At 68.8% G+C, this 24,048-nt stretch carries 23 protein-coding genes; 17 read left to right on the top strand and 6 right to left on the bottom strand.

Going from position 1 to position 24,048, the window contains the following annotated elements:
• Positions 1 to 4: 4 nt before the first annotated feature.
• Positions 5 to 829, bottom strand: coding sequence for a M48 family metallopeptidase (locus VFZ09_RS07500; protein WP_329726800.1), 825 nt, complete (start codon positions 827 to 829; stop codon positions 5 to 7).
• A gap of 246 nt (positions 830 to 1,075) precedes the next feature.
• Here VFZ09_RS07500 and VFZ09_RS07495 point away from each other — a divergent pair, with 246 nt between their 5' ends.
• The gene (locus VFZ09_RS07495) at positions 1,076 to 1,972 is read left to right on the top strand and encodes a Ku protein (RefSeq protein WP_329726799.1); all 897 of its coding nucleotides are present in this window, start codon (positions 1,076 to 1,078) and stop codon (positions 1,970 to 1,972) included.
• Between the two features lie 11 nt (positions 1,973 to 1,983).
• Here the strand turns inward: VFZ09_RS07495 and VFZ09_RS07490 are convergent, their stop codons facing one another.
• Positions 1,984 to 2,589, bottom strand: coding sequence for a Fe-Mn family superoxide dismutase (locus VFZ09_RS07490; RefSeq protein ID WP_329726798.1), 606 nt, complete (start codon positions 2,587 to 2,589; stop codon positions 1,984 to 1,986).
• 157 nt (positions 2,590 to 2,746) lie between these two features.
• Between VFZ09_RS07490 and mutM the strand changes: the two genes are divergently transcribed.
• From mutM to VFZ09_RS07440, 10 genes are all read left to right on the top strand, one after another.
• Entirely contained in the window at positions 2,747 to 3,604 is an 858-nt protein-coding gene (mutM, locus tag VFZ09_RS07485; RefSeq protein WP_329726797.1) for a bifunctional DNA-formamidopyrimidine glycosylase/DNA-(apurinic or apyrimidinic site) lyase, read from the top strand.
• A 77-nt stretch (positions 3,605 to 3,681) separates the two neighbouring features.
• Positions 3,682 to 5,487, top strand: coding sequence for a TIGR04551 family protein (locus VFZ09_RS07480; protein ID WP_329726796.1), 1,806 nt, complete (start codon positions 3,682 to 3,684; stop codon positions 5,485 to 5,487).
• Positions 5,488 to 5,645: 158 nt separating this feature from the next.
• Positions 5,646 to 6,887: a diaminopimelate decarboxylase gene (lysA, locus tag VFZ09_RS07475; RefSeq protein WP_329726795.1), complete on the top strand. Its 1,242-nt coding sequence runs from the start codon at positions 5,646 to 5,648 to the stop codon at positions 6,885 to 6,887.
• A gap of 16 nt (positions 6,888 to 6,903) precedes the next feature.
• Positions 6,904 to 7,791, top strand: coding sequence for a 4-hydroxy-tetrahydrodipicolinate synthase (dapA, locus tag VFZ09_RS07470; protein ID WP_329726794.1), 888 nt, complete (start codon positions 6,904 to 6,906; stop codon positions 7,789 to 7,791).
• Positions 7,792 to 7,976: 185 nt separating this feature from the next.
• On the top strand, positions 7,977 to 8,759 hold the full coding sequence (dapB, locus tag VFZ09_RS07465) for a 4-hydroxy-tetrahydrodipicolinate reductase (RefSeq protein WP_329726793.1): 783 nt from the start codon (positions 7,977 to 7,979) through the stop codon (positions 8,757 to 8,759).
• Positions 8,756 to 9,523, top strand: coding sequence for a fumarylacetoacetate hydrolase family protein (locus VFZ09_RS07460; protein WP_329726792.1), 768 nt, complete (start codon positions 8,756 to 8,758; stop codon positions 9,521 to 9,523). The genes dapB and VFZ09_RS07460 overlap by 4 nt, the downstream gene beginning before the upstream one ends.
• Positions 9,520 to 10,044 (top strand): 2-amino-4-hydroxy-6-hydroxymethyldihydropteridine diphosphokinase, encoded by a 525-nt coding sequence (folK, locus tag VFZ09_RS07455; RefSeq protein ID WP_329726791.1) that lies wholly within the window; start codon positions 9,520 to 9,522, stop codon positions 10,042 to 10,044. The genes VFZ09_RS07460 and folK overlap by 4 nt, the downstream gene beginning before the upstream one ends.
• Positions 10,044 to 11,465 (top strand): tetratricopeptide repeat protein, encoded by a 1,422-nt coding sequence (locus tag VFZ09_RS07450; RefSeq protein WP_329726790.1) that lies wholly within the window; start codon positions 10,044 to 10,046, stop codon positions 11,463 to 11,465. The genes folK and VFZ09_RS07450 overlap by 1 nt, the downstream gene beginning before the upstream one ends.
• A gap of 15 nt (positions 11,466 to 11,480) precedes the next feature.
• Entirely contained in the window at positions 11,481 to 11,978 is a 498-nt protein-coding gene (locus tag VFZ09_RS07445) for a hypothetical protein (RefSeq protein ID WP_329726789.1), read from the top strand.
• 22 nt (positions 11,979 to 12,000) lie between these two features.
• On the top strand, positions 12,001 to 13,215 hold the full coding sequence (locus VFZ09_RS07440; protein ID WP_329726788.1) for a cytochrome P450: 1,215 nt from the start codon (positions 12,001 to 12,003) through the stop codon (positions 13,213 to 13,215).
• Positions 13,216 to 13,242: 27 nt separating this feature from the next.
• Here VFZ09_RS07440 and VFZ09_RS07435 read toward each other — a convergent pair whose 3' ends face one another.
• From VFZ09_RS07435 to VFZ09_RS07425, 3 genes are all read right to left on the bottom strand, one after another.
• A complete protein-coding gene (locus VFZ09_RS07435) occupies positions 13,243 to 13,995 on the bottom strand; it encodes a hypothetical protein (protein ID WP_329726787.1) in 753 nt (250 codons plus the stop codon).
• Complete coding sequence (locus VFZ09_RS07430; RefSeq protein ID WP_329726786.1) at positions 13,992 to 14,513, bottom strand: hypothetical protein; 522 nt, start codon at positions 14,511 to 14,513, stop codon at positions 13,992 to 13,994. Before VFZ09_RS07430 ends, VFZ09_RS07435 begins: the two co-directional genes overlap by 4 nt.
• 237 nt (positions 14,514 to 14,750) lie before the next feature.
• Positions 14,751 to 15,464: a TetR/AcrR family transcriptional regulator gene (locus VFZ09_RS07425; protein ID WP_329726785.1), complete on the bottom strand. Its 714-nt coding sequence runs from the start codon at positions 15,462 to 15,464 to the stop codon at positions 14,751 to 14,753.
• Positions 15,465 to 15,584: 120 nt separating this feature from the next.
• Between VFZ09_RS07425 and VFZ09_RS07420 the strand changes: the two genes are divergently transcribed.
• Together VFZ09_RS07420 and VFZ09_RS07415 are read left to right on the top strand one after the other, a co-directional pair.
• Positions 15,585 to 16,289, top strand: a complete 705-nt coding sequence (locus VFZ09_RS07420) for a Coq4 family protein (RefSeq protein ID WP_329726784.1) — start codon at positions 15,585 to 15,587, stop codon at positions 16,287 to 16,289.
• Between the two features lie 17 nt (positions 16,290 to 16,306).
• Positions 16,307 to 17,686, top strand: a complete 1,380-nt coding sequence (locus VFZ09_RS07415; protein ID WP_329726783.1) for a cytochrome P450 — start codon at positions 16,307 to 16,309, stop codon at positions 17,684 to 17,686.
• Between the two features lie 10 nt (positions 17,687 to 17,696).
• On the opposite strand, the gene VFZ09_RS07410 is transcribed toward VFZ09_RS07415, so the two are convergent.
• Complete coding sequence (locus VFZ09_RS07410; RefSeq protein WP_329726782.1) at positions 17,697 to 18,665, bottom strand: pyridoxal-phosphate dependent enzyme; 969 nt, start codon at positions 18,663 to 18,665, stop codon at positions 17,697 to 17,699.
• A gap of 250 nt (positions 18,666 to 18,915) precedes the next feature.
• Between VFZ09_RS07410 and VFZ09_RS07405 the strand changes: the two genes are divergently transcribed.
• From VFZ09_RS07405 to VFZ09_RS07390, 4 genes are all read left to right on the top strand, one after another.
• A complete protein-coding gene (locus VFZ09_RS07405; RefSeq protein ID WP_329726781.1) occupies positions 18,916 to 19,611 on the top strand; it encodes a hypothetical protein in 696 nt (231 codons plus the stop codon).
• A 618-nt stretch (positions 19,612 to 20,229) separates the two neighbouring features.
• Positions 20,230 to 20,661, top strand: coding sequence for a hypothetical protein (locus VFZ09_RS07400; RefSeq protein WP_329726780.1), 432 nt, complete (start codon positions 20,230 to 20,232; stop codon positions 20,659 to 20,661).
• Between the two features lie 246 nt (positions 20,662 to 20,907).
• Complete coding sequence (locus VFZ09_RS07395; RefSeq protein ID WP_414640679.1) at positions 20,908 to 22,587, top strand: RluA family pseudouridine synthase; 1,680 nt, start codon at positions 20,908 to 20,910, stop codon at positions 22,585 to 22,587.
• Positions 22,588 to 22,608: 21 nt separating this feature from the next.
• On the top strand, positions 22,609 to 23,805 hold the full coding sequence (locus VFZ09_RS07390) for a hypothetical protein (RefSeq protein ID WP_329726779.1): 1,197 nt from the start codon (positions 22,609 to 22,611) through the stop codon (positions 23,803 to 23,805).
• Positions 23,806 to 24,048: the final 243 nt, after the last annotated feature.

Below are 24,048 nucleotides of genomic sequence, written 5' to 3'. Positions count from 1 at the left end.
CGGCCTACTGCTTCAGGCGCGCCTTGATGGCGGCCAGACCGCCCGTTCCCTGGTTCGAGCCCGTCAGGTGGTTCTTCGCGATGTAGCTGTTGAGGTGCTGCACGCGGTCCGCGCTGGGCGGGTGCGTGCTCAGCCACTTCATGAAGCCCGGCGTCTTGCCCTCGGCCGACGCCAGCTTCTGGAAGAACGTCACCAGCCCGTGCGGGTCATAGCCCGCCGCCGAGGTGTACTTCGCGCCCAGCTCGTCCGCCTCCGTCTCGTTGCTCCGGCTGAAGGCCAGCCCCGTGCCCGTGCCCGCCAGGCTCGAGGCGATCTGCGCCGCCGTGCCCGGGTTCTTCCCGAGCGCCGCCTCGATGATGGCCTGCTGGCCGTACTGGAGGATCAGCGCCTGCGCCGAGTGCCGGCCCGTCACGTGCGCGGCCTCGTGCCCGAGCACTCCGGCCAGCTCCGCCTCGTTGTCCGCCGCCAGCAGCAGGCCCGTGTACACGTACAGGTAGCCGCCCGGCGTGGCGAACGCGTTCACCGTCTTCGGGTCATCGATGACGCTCACCTTCCACTTCACGTTCGCCCGGTCCCGGTTCGCCGCCTGGAGGATGGGCTTCGCCAGGTTGTTCACGTACTCCACCACCGCCGGGTCCTCGACGTACTTGATCTTCTCCTTCGTCTCGAGCTCCTGCTTCACCTGCATGCCCAGCTGCGCCTCCTGCTGGTCGGAGATGAGCAGGGCCGCCGCCGTGCGCCCCACGTTGACCTTCTTGCCCGCCGCGCAACCGGTCGTGAACCCCATGGCCAGCGAGAGGGTCATGACCACCGAGAGAATCCGCTTCATGCGTTGCCTTCCTTGTTCTGGGTGCTGCCGGAATGACCCGGGGGTCGTACTCAGCGTCCCGGGACTGGGCAAGCGTCCGTTGCCGGGTGTCTTCATCGCCAGACGGCCGCCTGTGAACGGAGATGCAATGTGCCGAGGCAGCCGTCCCTGCGGGCCCCTGGCCGTGAGCGCGGAGTGCCTTGCCGCTCTTCCGGGCACTGCGGATTTTAGGAGACGGCGCCCCTGCGGGTGCCAGGGAGGCCCCACATGTCTCGTCCCGTCTGGACTGGCGCCATCGGCTTCGGGCACATGCACGTCCCGGTGCGGCTCTACGGCGCCGTGTCGCCCCGGCAGGTGCAGTTCCATCTCCTGCACGACGCGGAGGGTGCCCGCATCCAGCAGAAGCGCGTGTGCTCCGCCGATGGGGAGGAGGTGCCCTTCGAGCACGTGGTGAAGGGTTATGAAATCCGCCCCGGCCGCTACGTGGAGGTGACGCGGGGTGAGCTCGAGGCCTTCGACCCGCTGGCCAGCCGCACCGTGGACCTGGAGGACTTCATCGAGCTGTCGGAGATCGATCCCATCCTCTTCGACACCACCTACCACGTGATGCCGGGGGAGAAGGCGCTGCGGCCCTACGCCACGCTGGCCATGGCGCTGCGGGCCTCGGGCCGGGCCGGCATCGGGCGGCTGGTGATGCACCTCAAGGGGCACCTGTGCGTGGTGTGGCCGCATGGACGGGGCCTCGTGCTCTCCACGCTGCACTACGCGGACGAGGTCATCTCCCAGGACAGCTTCCCCGAGCTGTCCCTGCCCACGCCCCGTCCCGTGGAGACGGAGGTGGAGGCCGTGCTGCGCGCCGTCGAGGCCCGCGCCGTGGACTTCGAGCCCCAGCGCTACCAGGACACGCACCGCGAGCGGCTGCTCGGCTTCCTCGAGCGGCGGGCCCAGAAGCACGGCGTCCGCGAGGTGCCTCCCGAGGCTCCGGCCCCGGAGGCGCGGGTGGAGGAGGTGCAGGTGCCGCGCGTCGCCCGGGAGGGCAGGGCGGCCGGACGCCGCGAGGTGCGCGAGCCCGCCACCCGGGGCTCGCTCCGGGTGCGTCCACAGGCCGCGCGGGAGAGCCGCGAACGGACGCCGCGGCCCCGGGGTGGGAAGAAGAAGTCCTGACCCGTGAGGGACTACTTCTTCAGACGCGCCTCGCACGCGTCGAAGTCGATGTTCTGGAAGTAGGCGTCCACGTACCTGGCGCGCTCGAACGGCTTGTAGTCCGGCACGAAGGCGTGCTCCCACGCGTCCATGACGATGATGGGCGTGTAGCCGGCGATGTTGCCGTTCTCGTGCAGGGTGATCCAGTGGTTGGAGAGCCAGCCGGTGCGCGGATCCTGGAAGGTGACGGCCCAGCCGATGCCAGGCGAGGTGCCCACGGCCTTGAAGTCCGTCAGCCAGTTCTCATAGGAGCCGAAGCTCTGCTCCATGGCCTGCTTCAGCTTGCCGCCCGGCGTGCTGGAGCCGCCCGGCTTCATGTTGCCGAAGTAGTACTCGTGCAGGACCATGCCGTTGTACTCGAAGCCCATGCGGCGGGTCATCTCGGCGTAGGCCGGGTTGGAGCCGAGGGCCTCGCCCTTGGCCTGCAGGCCCGAGAGCAGCTCGGTGAGCTTGTTGGTGCGGTTGACGTAGCCCTCGTACAGCTTGAAGTGCGACTCGAGCACCGCGTCGCTGATGCCCTTGAGTCCCTTGAGGTGGGTGAACTGCATGGGCGTGTACTTCTTCTGGATGTCGGCCATGTGAGGGCCTCCGGATGGGGAGAAGGAGCGTTGCGAAGAGGGCGTCCCTTGTACTCGGGGCGCGCCGGGGCGCGGGGGGTTCTTTCGCGCAGATGTGAGCGCGGCAACAACTAAGCACTGCGTGGGACGTGCGCGGGGTGTTATGCCGCACACCCGCATGCCCGAGCTTCCGGAAGTCGAAATCGCCCGGCGCAACCTCGTCCATTGGCTGGACGGCCGCCGCGTGGTGCGGGCCGAGGCGGATGACTCCCGCGTCTTCCGCGGGGCCCGCCGCGAGGACTTCGCGTCCCTGAAGGGCCGCCTCGTGTCCCTGGAGCGGCGCGGCAAATACCTCCTCTTCACCTTCGAGGGAGGCCGGGGCCTCATGGCCCACCTGGGCATGACGGGCCGTTTCGTCCGCCGCCCCGAGGGTGCCTCCGTCCCGTACAGCCGCGCCCGCTTCCACCTGGACTCCGGCGACGTCATCCACTTCGCCGACTCGCGCCTCTTCGGCCGCATGGAGCCGTGCGCCGCCTCGCGCCTGTACGCGCTGGACGCGGTAAAGGAGCTGGGGCGGGACCCGCTCGCCGATGGCCTCACCGCCGCGCAGCTCCAGGAGGCCGTGGGCCCCTCGAAGCAGGAGCTCAAGGTGGCGCTGATGGACCAGGGCCGGGTGACGGGGCTGGGCAACATCCATGCCGCCGAGGCCCTCTACCGGGCCGGCCTGCACCCCTCGCGCAAGCCCGGCTCGCTCACGCCCGAGGAGTGGCTGCGGTTGGCGGAGGCCATCCACGCCTCCATCACCTTCGGCCTCGAGGAGCAGCAGGGCGAGGAGCCCGCGTACCTGGAGGACGGCGCGGAGAACCGTTTCCTGGTCTACGGGCGCGCCGGGACGGCGTGTGCCCGGTGCGGGACGACCGTGCAATCCTTCCCCCAGGGAGGCCGCACCACCCATTGCTGTCCGCAGTGCCAACCGAAACACCCTGGCCGTAAACCCCCGGACGGACGAAGGAAGACAAGCGCTCGCCGTCGTTGACACCCCTGGCCGGGTCCGCTTGACTCGCCCGCCCTTTGCACCCGCCGCACTCGCGCGGCCTCGGAGAAGAATCCCCTATGTCGTCCAACGCCCTGCTGGCGGCACTGCTCGTCGCCTCCGCCACGGCCTCCGCCCAGACTCCCGCGCCCCCGTCCGGGTCGCCGGCTCCCGCCCAGGAGAACGCCGCTCCCGCCACCCCCGAGGGTGCCGACTCCGCCGAGGAGCGCATCCGCCAGGAGGTGGAGAAGCGCGTGGAGGCCGCCAAGCAGGAGATGCGCGAGGAGATTCGCGCGCAGCTCGCCACCCAGTCGCTCGCCACCGACTGGCAGGAGGAGTGGGTCGAGGAGAAGCGCAAGCTCGAGGTCTTCACCCTCGACGGCTACTACCGGATGCGCCCCAACCTCTACTACCAGTTCAGCCTGGGCAAGCCCGCGGGGCCGGGCCGTCTCTTCCCGTCGCCCCGGCCCACGGAGAAGACGCAGTCCTTCGCCGACATGCGCCTGCGCCTGGAGCCCACCTTCAACATCTCCGAGGAGGTGCGGGTGAAGCTCCAGCTGGACGCCCTGGACAACGTCATCCTGGGCTCCAATCCGGTGAGCGACGTGGACCGGTACTTCTACCTCTTCGACGTCTTCAATGACGGGCAGGTGTCTCCCCGCTCGGCCATCAACAGCTTCAAGGACTCGTTGATGCTGCGCGAGGCCTACGGCGAGGTGTCCACGCCGGTGGGTCTGCTGCGCTTCGGCCGCATGACGGCGCACTGGGGCCTGGGCCTGCTGCGCAACGACGGCAACTGCCTGGAGTGCGACTTCGGTGACGTGGTGGATCGCGTCATGTTCGTCACGGAGCCCTTCGACGGCTTCTACGTGACGCCCATGTTCGAGTTCAACAGCGAGGGCCTCACCACCTACCCCAACGGCGAGCAGGGCCAGCCGGTGGACATCTCCAACGCGGACGACAGCCACAGCTGGGTGCTGGCCGTGGCGCGCCGGGACACCCCGCAGCAGGTGAAGGCCAAGCTGGACAACAACCAGGGCATCCTCAACTACGGCCTGCACTTCAGCTGGCGCACCCAGCGCTACAGCGTGGCGCGCACCAGTGAGGGGGAGCTGGATCCCGAGGGCGGGTTCGTGCCGCGGGGCGCCAACCTCTACATCCCGGACGTGTGGCTGCGCTACGAGGAGCGCAACTTCCGCTTGGAGTTCGAGCTGGCGGCGTACCTGGGGCAGATCACCGGCCTGGCGCAGACGGCGGGGCAGGTGGGCACGGCGGGCTTCAACCAGACGCTGGACGTGCTGTCCTTCGGCGGCGCGGCGGTGGGCGAGTACCGGCTGCTCAACGGGCAGCTCAACCTCCAGCTGGAGGTGGGCTTCGCCTCGGGTGACCGGGCGCCGGGCTTCGGCGCCTACCCGGGCGAGCCGCTGGGCACGGGGACCAACGGGGCCACCGAGCCGGGCAACGTGGAGGGTCCGCAGTTCGCCTGCGGCACCGGCGGCTGCCGCGACAGCGCCATCCGCAACTTCCGCTTCAACCGCGCCTACCGCGTGGACAGCATCCTGTGGCGCGAGCTGGTGGGCAGTGTCACCGACGCCGTCTACGTGAAGCCCACCATCCGCTACACGCTGACGCAGGGGTTCGATCTCTTCGGCAGCGCCATCTACTCGCAGGCCATCTACGCCGAGTCCACGCCCTCCAGCACGGAGCGGATGCTGGGCATCGAGACGAACCTGGGCGCCCGCTACGAGACGGAGGACGGCTTCGTGGCGCGCGTGGACTGGTCCGTGCTGTTCCCGCTCGGCGGCCTGAACGAGTCGACCGCGGCCACGCGGGTGGAGCTGGCCACGGCCCACGCCATTCGCGGCACGCTGGGCATCCGCTTCTAGGCGCGCGGAATGCCCGGGCCGCGCCGTTTCATCCTGTTGTTCGTGGTGCTGGCCGGGGCGGCCTGCGGTATCAAGGGGCCGCCTCGCCCGCCCGCCCGCGCTCCGGAGGCGCAGCCGCCGCCTCCCGCCGCGACTCTCTCCCCTGACGCTGGGACGCCGTGAATCACTTCAGCTACCGCAAGCGTGTCCTGCACGCCGAGGACGTGCCCTTGCCGGCCATCGCCGACGCCGTGGGCACCCCCGTGTACGTCTACTCCACCGCCACGCTGCGCCGGCACTTCCGGGTGGTGACGGAGGCCTTCGGCTCGCACCCGCACCTGGTGTGCTACGCGATGAAGGCCAACTCCACGCTCGCGGTGCTGCGGCTGCTGGCCGAGGAGGGCAGTGGTTTCGACATCGTCTCCGGCGGTGAGCTGGCCCGCGTGAAGGCCGCGGGCGGCCAGCCGGGCAAGACGGTGTTCGCCGGCGTGGGCAAGACGGCGGACGAGATGGCCCAGGCCCTCTCCGCCGGCATCCTCTTCTTCAACGTGGAGAGCGCCGAGGAGCTGGAGTTGCTCGACGCCGTGGGCCGCGCCCAGGGCAAGCGCGCGCCCTTCGCCCTGCGCGTGAATCCCAACGTGGACGCACGCACCCACCGTCACATCTCCACCGGCCTGAAGACGTCCAAGTTCGGCGTCCCCTTCGAGGACACGGTGGCGCTCTACGCCAGGGCCAAGAAGATGAAGGGCCTTCAGGCGGTGGGGGTGGACTGCCACATCGGCTCGCAGATTACGCGCACCGCGCCCTTCAAGGCCGCGCTCACGAAGATGGCCGGGCTCTACCAGGAGCTGAAGGCCCAGGGGCACGCGCTGCAGTACCTGGATATTGGGGGTGGCCTGGGCATCACCTACACCGAGGAGACGCCCCCCACGCCCGCCGAGTACGCGCGCACCGCGATCGCCGCTGCGGGCAATACGGGCGCCACCCTCATCTTCGAGCCGGGCCGCCTGCTGGTGGGCAACGCCGGCGTGCTCGTCACCCGGGTGCTCTTCCGCAAGAAGACGCCGGCCCGTCAGTTCGTGGTGGTGGACGCGGGCATGAACGACTTGATGCGCCCCGCCCTCTACGACGCCCACCACGGGCTGCAGCCGCTGGTGCAGCGGCGCGGCAAGGAGGTGGAGGTGGACGTGGTTGGGCCGGTGTGCGAGTCCACCGACGTGTTGGCCCGTCAACGCAAGGTGGTGCTGCCCAACCAGGGCGAGCTGTACGCGCTGATGACGGCCGGGGCCTACGGCATGAGCATGGCGTCCACCTACAACTCGCGGCCCCGGCCGGCCGAGGTGCTGGTGGACGGGGATGCCTGGCGGGTGGTCCGGGAACGGGAGAGCGTCGAGGACCTCTGGCGCGGCGAGCGGCCCTGAACATATAAGCCGCAGCATGAGGACCTTCGAAGGCTCGATGACCGCGCTCGCCACCCCGTTCCGGGAGGGAGCGTTCGATGAGGCTTCCTTCCGTGCGCTCGTCCGGCAGCAGATCGCCGGAGGGACGAACGTGCTCATCCCCATGGGCACCACGGGCGAGGCGGTGACGATGTCCGCCGAGGAGCGCTTCCGCGCCATCCGCGTGGCGGTGGAGGAGGCCGCGGGCCGGGTGCCGGTGGTGGCCGGCGCGGGCTCCAACAGCACCGCGGAGACGGTGGAGAACGTGAAGCGCGCCCGCGAGGCCGGCGCGGATGGCACGCTCATCGTCACGCCCTACTACAACAAGCCCATGCAGGCGGGCCTGGTGGAGCACTTCCGCGCGGTGGCGAAGGCGCACCCGGGCTTCCCCATCATCGCCTACAACGTGCCGGGCCGGACGGGCGTGGACCTGCTGCCCGAGACGGCGCTGCGCCTGTGCGACTTCCCCGAGGTCGTGGCCATCAAGGAGGCCACGGGCAACATGGCCCGCGCGGTGGACCTGGTGGAGAAGTGCGGCGAGCGGTTGACGCTCCTGTCCGGGGATGACTTCACGGTGCTGCCCTTCATCGCCTGCGGCGGCAAAGGCGTCATCTCGGTGTCCTCCAACGTGGCCCCGCGGATGATGGCGGACCTGGTGGCCGCCGCCCGCGCCGGTGAGCTGGCGAAGGCGCGGGACATCCAGGTGCGGATGAACGAGCTGCACCGGCTGCTGTTCATCGAGTCCAATCCGATTCCCGTGAAGTGGGCCCTGCACAAGCTGGGACTGTTCGGACCGGAGCTGCGCCTGCCGCTGGTCCCCATGTCCGAGCCCAACGCGAAGAAGCTGGAGGCCGAGCTGCGCAAGCTGGGCCTCGTCCAGGGCTGAACCTGGGATGCGTGGCACCCTCACCCCGTCCCTCTCCCGAGGGGAGAGGGGAATGGCGCGAGGGAGCAACGCACTGTGGACCGCGCACTGTGAACCACGCACTGTGAACCACGCACTGTGGACAGAGGGCCAACACATCCCCTCTCCCTCCGGGAGAGGGACGGGGTGAGGGTATCGAGGACACCATGATCCGCACCGTCATCACTGGAGTCACTGGCCGCATGGGCGGCACCCTGCTGCGGCTCGTCCGTGAGTCCAAGGACCTGGAGCTCGCCGGAGCCACGACGCGCCAGACCGCGCGCCTCGACTCACTCGGTGTGCCCGGAGGCGATGCTCTCGGCCGGGTGCTCGACACGGCGAAGGCCCAGGTGGTCATCGACTTCACCAGCGCGGAGGCGAGCGTGGCCCACGCGCGCCAGTGCGCCGAGCGTGGGGTGGCCATGGTCATCGGCTCCACGGGCTTCACCTCCGAGTCCCGTGCCGAGGTCGCCGCGAGCGCGAAGTCCATCCCCGTGGTGCTGGCGCCCAACACCTCGGTGGGCGTGAACGTGGTCATCCGCATGGCCGCCGAGTTGGCCCGCGTGCTGGGCGAGGGCTACGACGTGGAGGTGCTCGAGGCGCACCACCGCATGAAGAAGGACGCGCCCTCGGGCACGGCGCTCAAGCTGGCCGAGGTGCTCGCCTCGGCGCTGGGCCGGAGCCAGGAGGACCTGACCTTCGCCCGGCATGGGCAGATCGGCGCGCGTCCGAAGCAGGAGATCGGCGTGCAGACGCTGCGCGGCGGAGACGTCGTGGGGGAGCACACCGTGTATTACTTTGGCGAGGGCGAGCGCATCGAGCTCACCCACCGGGCCACGAACCGGGACCAGTTCGGCCTCGGGGCGCTGCGGGCGGCGCGGTGGGTGACGGGGCGCTCGCCGGGGCTCTACGACATGGCCGACGTGCTCGGCTTCCAGAGGACGTCATGACGACGCGTTATTGCCGTTTCCAACACGAGGGCGGTGCGCACCACGGCCGCATCGAGGGTGACCAGGTGGTGGTGCTCTCCGGCGCGCCGTGGGCCGGCGGAGCGGACACCGGCCGGCGCGTGGCCCTCAGCGCCGTGCAACTCCTGGTGCCCTCCGAGGCCTCCAAGGTGGTGTGCATCGGGCAGAACTACCGCAAGCACGCCGAGGAGATGGGCAAGCCCGTCCCGGCCGAGCCGCTCCTCTTCATCAAGCCCTCCACCGCGCTCAACGCGCACCGCTCGCCCATCCAGATTCCCAAGGCGAGCCAGGAGGTGCACCACGAGGCGGAGCTGGGGCTCGTCATCGGCGAGCGGCTGAAGAACGCCGACGAGGCCACCGCCGCGCGCGCCATCTGGGGCCTCACCTGCATCAACGACGTGACGGCCCGCGACATCCAGCGCCGCGAAATCCAGCACACCCGCGCCAAGAGCTACGACACCTTCGCGTGCGTGGGGCCCTGGAGCGTCGCCGGCCTGTCCCCGGCGGACCTCCAGATTCTCTGCCGGGTGAATGGACAGGTGCGACAGGACAGCCGCACGTCCGACATGGTCTTCAGCCCCGCCAGGCTGGTGTCCTTCATCTCCCACATCATGACCCTCCTGCCGGGCGACCTGGTGAGCACGGGGACGCCCTCGGGCGTGGGCCGGCTGGTGGCCGGGGACGTGGTGGAAGTGGAGCTGGAGGGAATCGGGACCCTGGCCAACCCTGTTGAGATGGGGCCTTGAGCGCCACCGTCTATGTAGGGCTGGGCTCCAACGAGGGAGACCGCGAAGCCCAACTCGTCTCCGCCCTGGAGGCGATGTCCCGGATCGATGCCGTGGCGGTCCTCCACTGCTCGTCTCTCTTCGAGAGTGCGCCCGTGGGCCCGCCCCAGCCGCACTACCTCAACGCCGTGGTGGCCCTGGAGTGCGGCCTGCCACCGCAGCGGTTGCTGTGCATCCTCAAGCAGATCGAGCGCGACCTGGGCCGCCAACCCGGCGGACCGCGCTGGGGGCCCCGGCCCATCGACCTGGACATCCTCCTGTGGGAGGGTGAGGTGGTGGCGGACCCCAACCTCCAGGTGCCGCACCTGGAACTTCACAAACGCCGCTTCGCCCTGGAGCCGCTCTTCGAGCTCGCTCCCGAAGCGGAGCACCCGGTGCTCGGCATGACGGTGGCGGAGCTGCTCTCCCAGCTGGCTCCCCAGGACGTGCGCCGGTGCGAGGCCACCCAGTGGCCCGAAACCCTTCTCCCGGTAACCGAGTGATGACCCTCTCCCTCGCCTTGACCGCCGCGGCCCTGCTCGCGGCCGAGCCCCCCAACCTGCCCGCCGGACACCCGCCCCTCGGCTCGGAGGCCCAGCGTCCGGCCGCCGCCTCCCAGGGCCTGCCCGAGGGCCATCCCACCTTCGGCTCGAGCCCCTCGGGCGCCGCGGACCCGGGTGCCATGCCGGAGGGCCACCCGCCGATGACGGGCCGGGCCCCGCCCACGGCGGCGGAGCTGCTCCAGCAGCTGGACGGCATGCAGGGCCTGCGCGAGCGGGAGAAGACGTTCGAGATCGCCTCGTCGCTGGGCAAGCTCTACTACACGAATGGCCGGGCGGCGGACGCCATCCCCTACTTCCTGCAGGCCGAGGAGAAGGGGAAGGCGGCGCGCGAGCTCTTCCTGGCGCAGCGCGAGAAGCTGGGCAAGGCGGCGGTGCAGAACCCCACGGAGGCGAAGTGCGGCTTCTCTCCGGCGACGCCGGTGGAGGAGATGGCGTCGGTGGCGGCCGAGCGCGCGAAGAAGGGGGACACGGCGGGCGCGGCGGCCTGCGCGCGCGCGGCGCTGGAGCCGGTGCTGGAGGTGGAGTCGATGCGCGCCAACGCGCACTTCCTCTCCGGCGACGTGGCGGGAGCGCTGAAGACGTACGAGCGGGTGCTGGAGGTGGAGCCCACGTCGGCGGACGCGCTCTTCGGGCGCTCGGCGCTGCTGTACGAGACGAAGGGCGAGGACCTGAAGTCCCTGCAGTCCGCGCACGAGGGCTTCGAGGCCTTCCTGGCGGCGCACCCGGACTCGCCGCGGGCGGCGCTGGCGCGCAAGCTGGGCCGCATGACGGACGAGGCGGTGAAGGCCGGCGGCATGGCGAAGTGGCAGGTCTCGCGCGCCGAGGACCGGCGCATCCGGGCCTCGAAGCTGGACCTGTCGCGTGGCGGGCCGATGATGGCGCAGGGCCCGATGGCGGGCGGTGGCCTGCGAGGCGGCGGCGCGGCCGGACCGATGGCGGGTGGCGGTGACAACACGGCGGCGCCGAACATCTCGCAAGAGACGGTGCAGGCGATGCAGAACGTGGAGCGCACGCCGGAGCTCGAGGCCCAGCTGACGCAGACGGTGGAGCAGGGCGAGGACCTGCTGGCGAAGGGTCGCTACGACGAGGCGCTGGCGGCGTACCGGCAGGTGATGCCGCTGCGGCCGGATGGGCGGGTGAAGGCGGGCCTGGCGTGGACGCTGGTGGGGCTGGGCAAGCCCACGGCGGACCGGGTGTGGGGCGTGGCGGTGGGCTCGGATCCGGCGGCGGTGGACCAGCTGGGCGAGACCCTGAAGGCCAAGGGCGACATGAAGGGCGCGAAGGCGCTCTGGACGAAGCTGGCCGCCTCGGCGCCGGACTACGCGTCCCAGGCTTCGTTGCAGGCCAAGCTGAGCCAGTAGTCCCGGAAACCCATAATGAATCGCGCGGCCCCCTTCACCTTCGACGACTCCCTCTGGCCCCTGTTGGGCGTGCGTCTCACGGGCGAGCCCTCGCGCCAGGAGTTCGAGGCCTTCCTCGACAGCTCCACTCGATATTTGCAGCGGGGAGGGCCCCACGTCTGCATCTTCGACTTGAGCGCCCTGTGGCTGCTGTCGAGCGAGCAGCGGCAGCGGCACGCGTTGTGGCTCGAGAAGAACGCGGCGTTGATGCGCCAGACGCTGCTGGGGCTCGCGTACGTCGTCACCTCGCCCACGGTGGTGCTGACGATGAGTGTCATCTTCCACTTCCGGCCGCCGCCGGTGCCCTACACCCTGGTGACCCGCATGGACTCGGCGAGGGCCTGGGCGGCGTGGCACCTCGACGAGGCGGGACTGCGGACCGAGGCCGAGCGCGTGCGGCGCCAGCTGTACGGAGGCGCTTTCGCGGGGACGGAGTCCGGATGCGCCGCCGCGCCGCTGTCCGGGCCGTGTTAGATCCTCCCCTGGGAGGATCGTCATGCAGACCCTGACGCAGCCCGATTTCAAGTCTCAGCGCTTCAAGGCCAACCCATACCCCCTCTACGCGCGCTTGCGCGAGGAGGCACCCGTCTTCCGCATCAAGGTCCCCGGCGCCGAGGCGGGCTGGCTGGTGACGCGCTACGAAGACGTCAACCAGGTGTTGAAACACGGTGGCATCAGCAAGGATCGCATCGGCAGCATGACCGAGGCGCAGCGGGCGAAGCTGCCCTGGTTCTTCAAGTTCTTCACGCCGCTCGTGCAGAACATGCTGAGCCGGGATCCGCCGGACCACACCCGGCTGCGCGCGCTCGTGCACAAGGCCTTCACGCCGAAGTACATCGAGCGGTTGCGCTCACGTGTCCAGACGCTGTCGGACAGCCTGCTGGACGCGGCCGCGCGCAAGGGCTCCATGGACCTCGTGGAGGAGTTCGCGTTCCTGCTGCCCGTGACCATCATCGCCGAGATGCTGGGCGTGCCTCCGGGCGACTACCGGAAGTTCCAGCGCTGGTCCAACCGGCTCGTCTCGAACACGGACATGTCGGACGTGCTGCTCTCCGTCCCGAGCGTGGTGATGTTCACGCGCTACCTGCGCAAGCTCATCGCGCAGCGGCGCACGTCCCTGGGGGACGATCTGCTCTCGGCGCTCATCCAGGCGGAGGAGGCGGGCGACAAGCTGACCCCGGACGAGCTGGTCAGCATGGCGTTCCTGCTGCTCGTGGCCGGACACGAGACCACGGTGAACCTGATCTCCGGCGGCACGCTCGCCCTGCTCCAGCACCCGGAGCAGTTGGAGCGGCTGAGGAAGGACCCGGCCCTCATCGAGCCGGCGGTCGAGGAGCTGCTGCGCTACGCGAGCCCGGTGGAGGTCTCCACGGAGCGCGTCGCGCGAGAGGACATCACCGTGAGCGGGGTGGCGATTCCGCGTGGGGACCTGGTCTTCGCGGTGCTGGCCTCGGCGAACCGGGACGAGCGCTACTTCAAGGACCCCAACACGCTGGACCTGGGCCGGGAGCCGAACAAGCACGTGTCCTTCGGCATGGGCATCCACTATTGCCTGGGGGCGCCGCTCGCGCGGCTGGAGGGGCAGATCGCCATCCAGACGCTGGTGAACCGGTTCCCGAACCTGCGCCTGGCCAGGCCGGCCGAGTCGCTGAAGTGGCGCACGGGCATCCTCATGCGCGGGCCGAGGCAGCTGCCGGTCAAGCTCTCCTAGGACGCGGGACGAGGCAGGGGACCTCGCTCATGAAGCGGGGTCTTCGTCCTCCTCTTCCACGTCATCGAGTGGTTCGTATGTGGGAGCGCGCAATAGAACCCGGTGGTCACTTTGGGGCCAGTACCCGACAGAGAACTCGTCCTCCCCTACCCGCACGGTGGCGCCATGCGGAGGACTTGGGTGCTCCTTCAACCACGCGTCTGCTTCTTCCCATGTGGTGAAGGAGCAGAGCGGGGGACTGGGTTCGTCGAAATGCGCCACGAAGTGCTCGAACTCCTGCGCACAGCCTGACTCCTGTACGAAGTGAAGCGCCAGTGCGGCGCACTGCAGTCCTTTCAGGTCCTCCGGTGAGGAATGGAGTACTGCTTGGGCTTGATCGAGCGCGAGCCAGAGCCGCTCCTGTTCCTGGACACTCCCCGGTCTTCTCACGTCCGCGGCCGATGGGAGCCGCAACAGCAAATGCTGCCCGCTCTTCCGGGAGTAGCCGAGGGTGTAGCGCTCTCCCCCGAGCTCGACCGCACCTCTCGGAGGAGGCACCGGGTGCGCTCTCAACCAGGTGTCCAACTCTTCCCGGCTGGAGAACGCACCGACAACTGGAACAGGCGCACCGCGAAAGGTCGCGAGGTAGTCCTCGAAGTTGTGTGCGTGTCCTGACTCCATGATGAAGTACGAGACATTCAGGGCAGGCCGCAGGGCATCGGAGGCTCCGGGCGAGCCGTTGAGAAGCTCCTGCGCCCTCCGGAGGGCTCCCACCATCCTGTCCATTTCATCGCGATTCATTGCGCACCTCCGCTACACAGCGGTGCGTCCGCACTGTCCGCCGAAGCCATCAGGACGAGAGGAGCGAGAGCGAACAGCCCCCCTCCTGAGAAGACAACGACAAAGCTCACACCTGCGATGACGACCACGGTGCCTAGGAGGAGTTGCGTCCGATGCTCCTTCAGCCACTCGGTTGCATGGTCTACGGCGGAGAACCTCAAGGCTCTGGCCTTCTCGGCAGCCAGGCAGTCATTGTAGGCGCTCAAGCAATTCTCACGGCAGATTTTGTCATGCCTGGGGTGGCCTCGCGGAATGTAGTTGAGAGGCGCAGGCAGCTTGCGCCGCATGCAGTTGCGGTGACAGTCAATCTGCTCCTGATCACAGTCGCGACGACGGCCACCGACGAGGACAATGTCCCCCGAGGTAGTGCTGCTGATGATGGAGGACGGCAGGCTCTGTAACTCCTTCTGGAACTCCGCTGCCGGCCGCCAGGAATGCACGACCTGGTCATCGGCTCCTTCCTGGATGACCAGAGCCATTTTGGGGAGTTCCTCGGGCGCGGGCGGATGAACGGAACGGATACTGCTTCCGCAGGAAAGCAGGAGGCAGGCTTGAAGAAGGAAAACGAGGCCGCGGAACCAAGGCGACGAACCCATTGGTGGTGTTCCTACTCCACGGAGAAGCATGCGTGTGCCCCGAGTGTCAGCGCATCCGAAGGCACCATTTCCGTGGTGAGTAGGAGGACTTCTCATCCCGCGTGTGGTGCTGTTGCGCGCCTACCCGCGTCCCTTCCGGGAGCGCCGGGGCGGTGAGCGTCTCACGGGCCCGCGCTCACCCGCGGGCTCCTCGAACAGGGCCGGGCCGAGCAACTCGAGGCACTCGGCGAGCACCTTGCTCGCGTCGCGTTTCCTCCCCGCGGTGAATGGCTGCTCCAGCGCGAGGCGTCCCGCGGTGGCCAGGACGGCACCGGCCAGGCGCGCCCGCTGCGAGTCCGGGGAGAGCCCCAGCCACTCGGCGGCGGCGTGCGCGAGCGCGACCTCCGCGTCCGTGAGGATCTGCAGCCACACCGCGCGCAGGCTCTCCGTCTCGTTCAGCACGGAGAGGAGGTTCTCCCAGTTCATGGCGCTCTCCTGCGCGAGGCTCCGGCGGAGCGCCTCCACCAGCGCCTCGCGCAGGCTCTTGCCACGGGGGGCGGCGCGCAGCTCGGAGACGATGCGCGCGAGCGACGCGTCGACGGCCGGGCGGATGGCGTCCTCCTTCCGGGGGAAGTACCGGTAGAAGGTCCGCTCCGAGAGGCCCGCGTGGGCCGCGAGCTCCTTGACGGAGAAGTCGCTCGTGCGCTCCCGCAGGAACAGGCTGATGACGGCATGCGAGGCCTCGAGCATCGCCTGGTCTCGCCCCTCGCGTGGGGCAAGGGTGAGGTGCGGAGCCTCGCGGTCCGCACCCGTGGCCGGCCGTTCCTGGGAGGGGAGGCGCACTCGCTGGGGCATGGCGCGGAGCCTAACAAGCCATGGCAGGAACTGTCACACCCGGGCGCAGGTGGCGGTTTCTGCCAGTTCCGTGGCATGAACTGCCACACTCCAGCTGCCCACCCCCCACGGAGAACCGAGATGAGCTTCAGCTCACCCACCGCACGCATCGAAGACGGCCTCTTCCTGCCCGAAGGCGCATCCCTGTTCACACGTCTGCGTGTGGCGGTCCGCGCCCTGAAGGTCCTCGAGAAGAAGCCCGATGACGGCATCGCCGCGCCGTTGTTCAACGCGAGCCTCGACGGCGACGTCTTCCAGCGGCTCTGCACGGAGCTGGCGAAGAGCGAGGACGGCCGGGAGCTGCTCACCGCGCGCCCCAGCCTCCAGGGCAGCAACATCGACCTCGCGGCGCTCGGCCGGCTCCCGGAAGGGACGCTCGGGAACGCGTTCGCCCGCTACTTCAAGGACAACGGCATCAGCCCGTTCGAGAGCCCCTACGAGGTCCGCAACGACGTGGACTACCTCGTCAAGTGGTACCGGGAGACGCACGACCTCCACCACGTGGTGACCGGCTACGGGACGGACCCGCTCGGCGAGATGGAGCTCCAGGCCTTCGTGGCCGGCAACATGGGACTCCGCACGAGCGTCCTCATCCTCCTGTTCGCCGCGCTGCTCCGGCCGCATGGCCTCCCTCCCATCTGGAAGTACGCGCGGAAGCTGCGCGCGGCATACCGGCGGGGCCAGCGGACCGAGCGGCTCGTCCGCATGCGCTACGAGCGCTCCTGGGAGGCGACGGTCGAGGCCGTGCGCCAGCAGCTCCGGATTCCCCCGCTGACGCCGGCCTGACCCAGGACTCCACGACCATGAATACGGCACCTTCCCTCGATAGGCCCCGGACCCTCACCGAGTACGCCCCCTCCACCCTCGAGCTGCTCACGGCGACCCGGCGAGAGGGGTTCCTCGGCTGGCTGATGAGCACCTGGCGCAAGCACGGGGATCTGATCCGCATCCGGATGGGCTCGAAGTCGCTCCTGATGGTGACCCACCCGGACCACGTGCGCCACGTCAACGTCACGGGCCGCGAGCGCTACGACAAGGGGGAGAGCTACGACTCCCTCCGCGAGCTGCTGCTCGGCCATGGCATCGTCACCGCCACCGGGGAGGACTGGCGCCGGCAGCGCAGGCTCATGGCGCCGTTCTTCACTCCTCGCGGCGTGGAGAAGTTCTTCCCCATCTTCCTCTCCGACACGCAGAAGCTCATCGAGCACTGGCAGTCCCACCACCAGGGCTCTGGCCGCCCTGTCGAGATGCTCGACGAGATGATGCAGGTCACCGCCGCCGTCATCCTCCACTCGGTCTTCAGCACCGACTCGGGCGAGACCCTGCTGCGCGTCAAGAACTCGATCGAGACGCTGGTCTCCCACATCTCGAACTCGCAGATGCGCCCCATCCAGGTGCCCATGTGGGTACCCACCCCCGGGAACCTGCGGTTCAATCGGGCCAAGAAGCTCGTGACGGCCTACATCCAGGAGCTCATCGCGCGGCGCCGGGCCATCCCCACCGAGCAGTGGCCGGACGACCTGCTGACGAAGATGATGACGACCCGGGACGAGGAGTCGGGAACGTTCATGGCGGAGCAGCTCCTCGTCGACAACGGCCTGACCCTGTTCGCCGCCGGGCATGAGACCACGGCACGGACGCTCTCGTTCTTGTGGTACGCGCTGTCCCAGAACCCCGAGGTGGAGCGGCGGCTGCATGCCGAGCTGGACTCGGTGCTGGGCGAGGCTCCTCCGACACTCAACGACTTGAGGAAGCTTCCGTACACCCTCCAGGTCGTGAAGGAGGTCCTCCGGCTCTATCCGGCTGCGCCGATGTACGCCCGTGACGCCGTCGCTGATGACGAGCTCGATGGGATCCGCATCCCGGCCGGCACGAGGACGATCGTCTTCTCCTACGCCACCCACCGGCACCCCGAGTTCTGGGACGAGCCGGAGCGCTTCGATCCCGACCGCTGGTTGCCCGAGCACGAGGCGGCACGTCATGCGCACGCCTACCACCCGTTCGCCATCGGGCCGCGCATCTGCCTGGGCAACAACTTCTCCCTGCTGGAGACGCACGTGATGACGGCGATGCTCGCACGCCGCTTCAAGCTGCGGATGAAGCCCGGCCACGTGCCGAAGTTCGACATGTTCGGCACCCTCGGCTCGGCCAACGGCCTGCCGATGTTGATCGAAGCGCGGTGAGCGCCTCCACTCAGGGGCCCGAGGGCACGTCCCTGGCGAGTGCGCGGCGGGAGGCCTGCTCCTGCCGCCACACCCCGAGCTTCTCCAGGTCCACGGCGATTCCGCCGCACACCACGAGGAGGGGCCGGCGGTAGGGCGCCAGCACCTCGAGCCCCTGGTACGCCACCGCGAGCGCGGCGCCGCACGCCGGCTCGACGAGGATGCGCAGGTCATCGGCGAACTGCAGGCACGCATCGAGCGCCTGCGTATCGCTCACCGTCACGCTGTGGACCGGGTGGCGGCGCGTCCACTCGAAGGCCGCCTGCGCCACGCGCTTGGCCCCGAGCGTGGTGGCGATGGTGGTGATGGCCGGCAGGGTGACGAGCTTGCCGGCCTTCACCGCGGCGTGCAGCGACGCGGCGCCCTCGGTCTCCACGGCGATGACCGGCACGTGCTCCAGCTTGTTGCGGTACAGCCCCTCCAGTACTCCGCACAGGAGCCCGCCGCCTCCCACCGCGCAGACGACCGCGTAGAAGCCCTGCTCGGCCTGGGCCACCGCCTCGTCGATGAGCGTGGCGTTGCCGTCCCAGATGTCCGGGTGGTCGAACGGCGGCACGTACGCCGCTTCGCCGGAGCCGCAGCGGCGCAGGGCCTCCTCGTTGGCCTCGTCCCAGACGGTGCCGTGCACCACCACCGTCGCGCCGAGTGCGGCGATCTGCCGCCGCACCGACTCCGGTGTCGAATGGGGGACCAGGATGGTGGTGGGCACGCCCAGGGCCCGCCCGGCCACCGCCGCGGCGAAGCCGGCATTGCCACCGGAGGGGCAGATGAGCTGCCGTGCACCGGCTTCCACCGCGCGCTGGCACATCCTTTCGATGCCGCGCAGCTTGAAGGAGCCGGAGGGCTGGAGGCTCTCCACCTTGAGGAGCACGTCCTTGCCGAGCGCGGCCGAGAGTGCGTCGTGCGGGAGCAGGGGCGTGGTGATGTGCAGGGGGCGCATGAGGGTGGGAACGCTCCATACCCCTCGGGGTACGCCAGGAGAAGCTTGGCGGGATGCACCGGTCATCCAAATGACGAAATCCTCGCGAGATGAGCCTACTCGATGGGTCATGGACGGAAACGCAATCTTTGAAGTACTGAGGAGTAGGGCTTTTCGGAGTCACCATGCACGTCCTGGAGCGGGCGTTGGGCCCGGTGCAAACAAGCGTCATGGGTCTCGCGCAGGGGTGTGAGGCTAGGAAGGAGCACGCGTGGACGAGGAGAAGAAGTCCGAGGTGTGCAGCGAGGGCGTGGAGCAGGTGGGGCCGTACCAGCTCCACGAGCAGGTGCCGCAGGACGAGCACAGCCGGGGCGAACTCTACCGGGCCACGCACGAGACGAGTGGGGCGTCGGCCCTGGTGCTCAGGCCCGCCGAGGACGGCTCGGCGCCGCTGACGGACTGGCGGGTGCGGTGCATCTCCTCGGCCTCTCCCAGCTACCTCGCGCTGGAGATGGAGCCTGCTCCAGGGTCCGCTGCTCCCGACAGGCACTCCGTGGAGGAGTTGATGTGCGGGTTCGAGGATGTGCACGAGGGCGTAAAGCGCATGGCCCGCGCCTTCCCCGTCTACGATGAACCTCGCCTCCGATGGCGTCTTGGGCTGGCACTGGCTGGCGTTGTCGCCATGCTCGCCCTGGTTTTCGCTCTGTTCCGTCAGGCGCCTTTGTCCCAAGCGCCAGGAGGTCCGGCTCCCCTGGCGGGAGTCGCGCCAGCGCCCATGAGCCAGGAGGTTCCGACGGACATCGAGATACCCCTCACGGGCCATTCGCTCATGGACAGCGTGGACGGAGGGCCGTCGGCCATCTCCCACCCTTCCCGCGCAAACCCTATAAAGGGCAGAAGCGGCCTCCCTGCACTCCTCGTATCGAGGTGGAGATTATGGGCGCTTGCTGGGTGCCTCACGAACTGAAGGCGCCGTGCCCGGAGGAACTCTACGAGCACCAGGGCAAGTGTTACACGACTGCCATGCTCCCCCCACGGCAGCCCCAATCAATCCAGCAGTGAGCCTGCCCCGGTTTTGTGGCTCTACCGCCCAGTGTGGAGCCCGGGTTCCACACGGATGGTCTTTCGAACGAGGCTCGCCCACTCGCCGCCCCGGAACCACAGGAAGTACGGGAGAGCCTCAAAACCGGAGCAGGCTCTATCCTCCTCGGCGCGCGCCCGGAGCGACGATTCGCACCAGTTCATCCTACACAGGGGCGCGTTCCACACATCGGGACCACAGCCACTTGAGGCTTATCGAAAGGGCGATGCTCCTTTGACTGGAAGTTGAGCATGGACTCGCACTGGAAGTTAAATGAGCCTTGGTTCCGCTGTTTGTCACGGAGGCGCCATGTCCCAGGGCTCACCCCCACTCCAGCCTGTGTCTTCCGAACCACTGAACGATGAGGGGCGTCCCTCACTACAGCCTGTGTCTTCCGAACCACTGAACGATGAGGGGCGTCCCTCACTACAGCCTGTCTCTTCCGAACCACTGAACGATGAGGGGCGTCCCAAGGCTCCTTCAAAACTTCATGAAGCCCTCTCGTTGGAGCAACTCATCCTCGTGGGTGAACTCAACGAAACGAAAATTGCCCATGAGATCAATTTGATCGGTCAGCGGTTCGGGGCGTTCATGACATCGCAGGCATTCCTCTTTGGGGCTTATGCTTATGTGGCGGCACCCGATTCAGCAGCACACCTGCGAGGTGTGCTCATGCTGTTGGGGTTGGCAATCACGTTCGTAATGGGGCCCAGCATTCTGGCGGCGAAGAGAGTGCTCACAAAGCTACAGATTGTGCGCGCGGAGGTGGAGCGAGTCGTGAGGGATAAGACTGGCTTGCCCATGCCCCTGCTTGGAGATTCGGCCAACCGCGATATGGGGCTTGCAAGCACGATCTTCTGGGGCAATGCCACTCTTTGGGGGGTCCCTCTCATTACACTGGCAACATGGGGGCTGCTATTCCTGCGAGGCAAGTAACAGCGGCTATTTCTGTTCTCGCGCTTGGCCTCAGTTGCAACAACCAGGGATGAGGTGGAATCGGGGTACCCGTCCGGCGGATGATGTGCTGCGGGGGCGCCCGCCCCAATTTTGTGGCTCTACCGCCCTGTGTGGAACCCGGGTTCCACACGGGGGGCCTTTCAAATGAGGGAACAAAGGCTCGCTCGATTTCTGGGACGAGTACCCTCCGGCCCTCCAGGAATACAACCGCGTGCGGGCGAGGTAATGACAGGGGTGCCTTCGCGAGATGTCGTGATGTACTTCGAGCCGCAGTCGGCTCCGGCCGAGGTGCCGGTGCGGCTCACGGATCCGTTCGCCGAGGGCCCTCCGCATCCCCTGGCTCGCCGGGCCGCCGAGGAGCTGATGGGGTTCCTGCGCCACGGAGGACCCGGCCTCGGTGCCCTCAATGCACCTGGCCAGGGCAAGATGTTCGGGGTGCTGGTCGTCGCGGCTCCGGATGGCCGCATCGGTTACCTTCGCGGGTTCTCGGGCATGCTCGATGGCCGCTGGCAGGTCGATGGGTTCGCGCCGCCACTCTTCGACCCCATCGCGCGCGACGCGTTCCTGCCCGCGGGTGAGGCGGAGTTGCGCGTGCTCGGTGAGCGCCACGCCGAGCTGCTCGAGGGTGCGCAACCCACCGCTCTCCGTGCGAGCCTCGCCGAGCTGACCGCGCGCCACGATGCCGCCAGGGAGGGCCTGCGCGAGCGCCACGACGCGAACCGGGGCCTGCGGCACGACGCACGCCAGCGTCTGGCCAGCGGGGATGTCAGCGAGGAGGAGCGGCAGGTGGCGCTTCACGCGCTCGGGCAGGAGAGCCGGGCCGATGCCGCGGAACGCCAGCGGTTGGAGGTGGAGCACGGCCAGGAGCGTGCGGCCCTGGTGTCGGCCCTCCGAGCGCTCGATACGGAACGTGCCGGGCTCGAGCACGTGCGCGCCGAGCGCTCGAGGCAACTCTGGCGGCGGATCTCCGAGAGCTACGTCATCCCGAATGCGCGCGGCGAGAGCCGGACCGTGGGAGCGCTCTTCGCGCCCGAGCCGCCGCCGGGAGGGGCGGGGGACTGCGCCGCACCGAAGCTGCTCGCTCAGGCCTACCGTCATGGCTTGCGGCCGCTGGCGCTCGCCGAGTTCTGGTGGGGGGCATCGCCGCTCACGGGCGGCCGGCACGCGGGCGCGTACTACCCGGCGTGCCGGAGCAAGTGCGGCGGCGTGCTGCCGTACATGCTCGAGGGGTTGCATGTCGAATTGGGTCCACTCTCCGGTGTGGCACCGGGTCCGGTGGAGGAGCTTCGGATCCTGTACGAGGACGCGTGGTTGCTGGTCGTGGACAAGCCGCGGGGCCTCCTGTCGATTCCCGGCCGTCACGAGCCGTCACGCGATTCGGTACTCGTCCGTCTCCGGCGTCGAGACCCGGACGCATCCGGATGGCTCGTGGTGCATGCCCTCGAACCCGAGGCCTCCGGGTTGTTGCTCGTGGCCAGGGACACCGCGACCCACGCGGCGCTCCAGCGGCAGTTCGCGCGGCGCGAGGCCGACAGGCGCTTCGTCGCATGGCTCGACGGTCAGGTCTCTGGCGACCAGGGCATCATCGAGCTGCCCATCCGGCCCGACCGGGAGGACCGTCGCCGCCACCTCGTCGATCCACGCCACGGCAAGCGCGCCACCACCGGATGGTTTGTGACGCAACGGAGTGGCACTCGCACCCGGGTGTCGCTCTGGCCCCACACCTGGCTCCCGCACCAGCTCCGCGTTCATGCCGCGCATCCGCTCGGTCTTGGCGCACCCATCACCGGCGACCGGCTGTACGGTGTTGATGACACGCGCCTGCTGCTCCACGCCGAGGCCGTGACCTTCGTTCATCCGCACACGGGTGCACGTGTCGAGCTGGAGTGCCGTGCGCCGTTCTGATGCGGGCTATGCTGTACGGCCATGGCGAACGCCGGACGCAAGCATTTGGAGCTGGGGGCCCTGCGTGACAAGCGGGCCGCGATCATCCTGGCGGTGGTGGCGCTGGGCGTGGCGACACCGCTGGTGGCGCGGCTCACCTTCCCGGGCTGGGTGGGGGCCTCGGCGCTGGTGCAGGTGCGGCTGCTGGTGAGGCTGGGCGGGCTGTTCGTACTCGCGGGCGCCTACCCGGCCGTGCTGGTGCTGGTGCGGTTGGGCATCACCGACGTGTCCGTGTACCAGCACCGCGCACTGCTGCGGCTCTACCCCGTCTTCTGCAACTTCTTCCAGGTCCTGGTGGCGCTCGACGGCTTCCTGCTCGTCGTCTGGCCCGAGCGCTTCTCCCTGCCGAGCTTCTGGGCCGATCTGCTGCTCTCGGTGGCGAGCGTGGGCCTGCTGCCAGCGGTACTGCACCACCAGAGCTGGTTGGCGGGGTTCGACCCCCAGAAGGTGCTCTCGGCGCGGAGCGCGCTCGGCGAGGCCCGGCCGTTGCCGTCCACCCGCACGCCGCTCGACACGCTCGACTACCGGGTGCTGCAGCTGGTGGCCCAGAGTGGCAGCGATGTGGCCGCGGTGATGATCAACGACATGGCAATCGGGACGAGGGATCTCAACCTGCGGCTGCGCAAGCTGGTGGCGCTCGGCTACCTGGACGTGGTGGACGAGCAGCACGGCCCACAGCTCACCCTCACCTCGTTGGGGACCGATACGCTCGCCCTGCCCGTGTCGCTCTTCACCTGGCAGACGAATGATCTGGAGTTGTTGCAGGAACTGGCCCTGGCGCGTCTGGCACTCGAGGAACGGCAGGCGCAGAAGGTGGTGGTGGCGTGCGCGCGCTGCTGCGAGCGGTTGCTGCGGGGGCTGCTGGCTGCCCATGAGCCACCGGTGACGAGCGTGGGCAACAAGGACGTGGACCGCGCGACACTGGGCGAGCTGGTGGGCGCCTGCCGCCAGTACCGGCTCATCGGCCGTTTCGAGGACAACATCTTCTCGGCCCTCAACGAGCGGCGGAAGAAGATCCACGCCCTGCAGGACGAGCGCCCCATCGACGACCAGGACGCCTTCATCCTCTACACGCTCACGGAGATCGCCGCCCGTGCGCTGCTGTCTCAGTCTCCGAGCGCCGAGGCCCAGCCCGTCGCGGCGGGCGAGGGCGGGCAGACCGAGCCCACCGGTTCCTGAGCGCTGTCATTACGGAAGTCAGTTGAGTGTTCCGGTCAGATCATATGACCGACCATGTTCGATGCTCTCTCGGCAGGGCCGCCCCTCGGCGACACTCGATCCTGAAGCCCCGAAGGACCAGCGAAGCGGCGAAGCGCCGAGGGCGGCGAACGAAAACGGACGTCGGGAGAGATAACCTCAACCAACCGAACCGCCGGATGCGGATCCGCCTGTCCGGTGGTGTGGCAGGGGGAGTAGGGAGTT

The organism is Archangium sp. (assembly GCF_036277355.1).
In the GTDB taxonomy this organism is placed as follows: domain Bacteria; phylum Myxococcota; class Myxococcia; order Myxococcales; family Myxococcaceae; genus Archangium.
The sequence above is the reverse complement of the archived record's forward strand: the minus strand, read 5'-3'. Positions and strand labels throughout refer to the sequence as shown.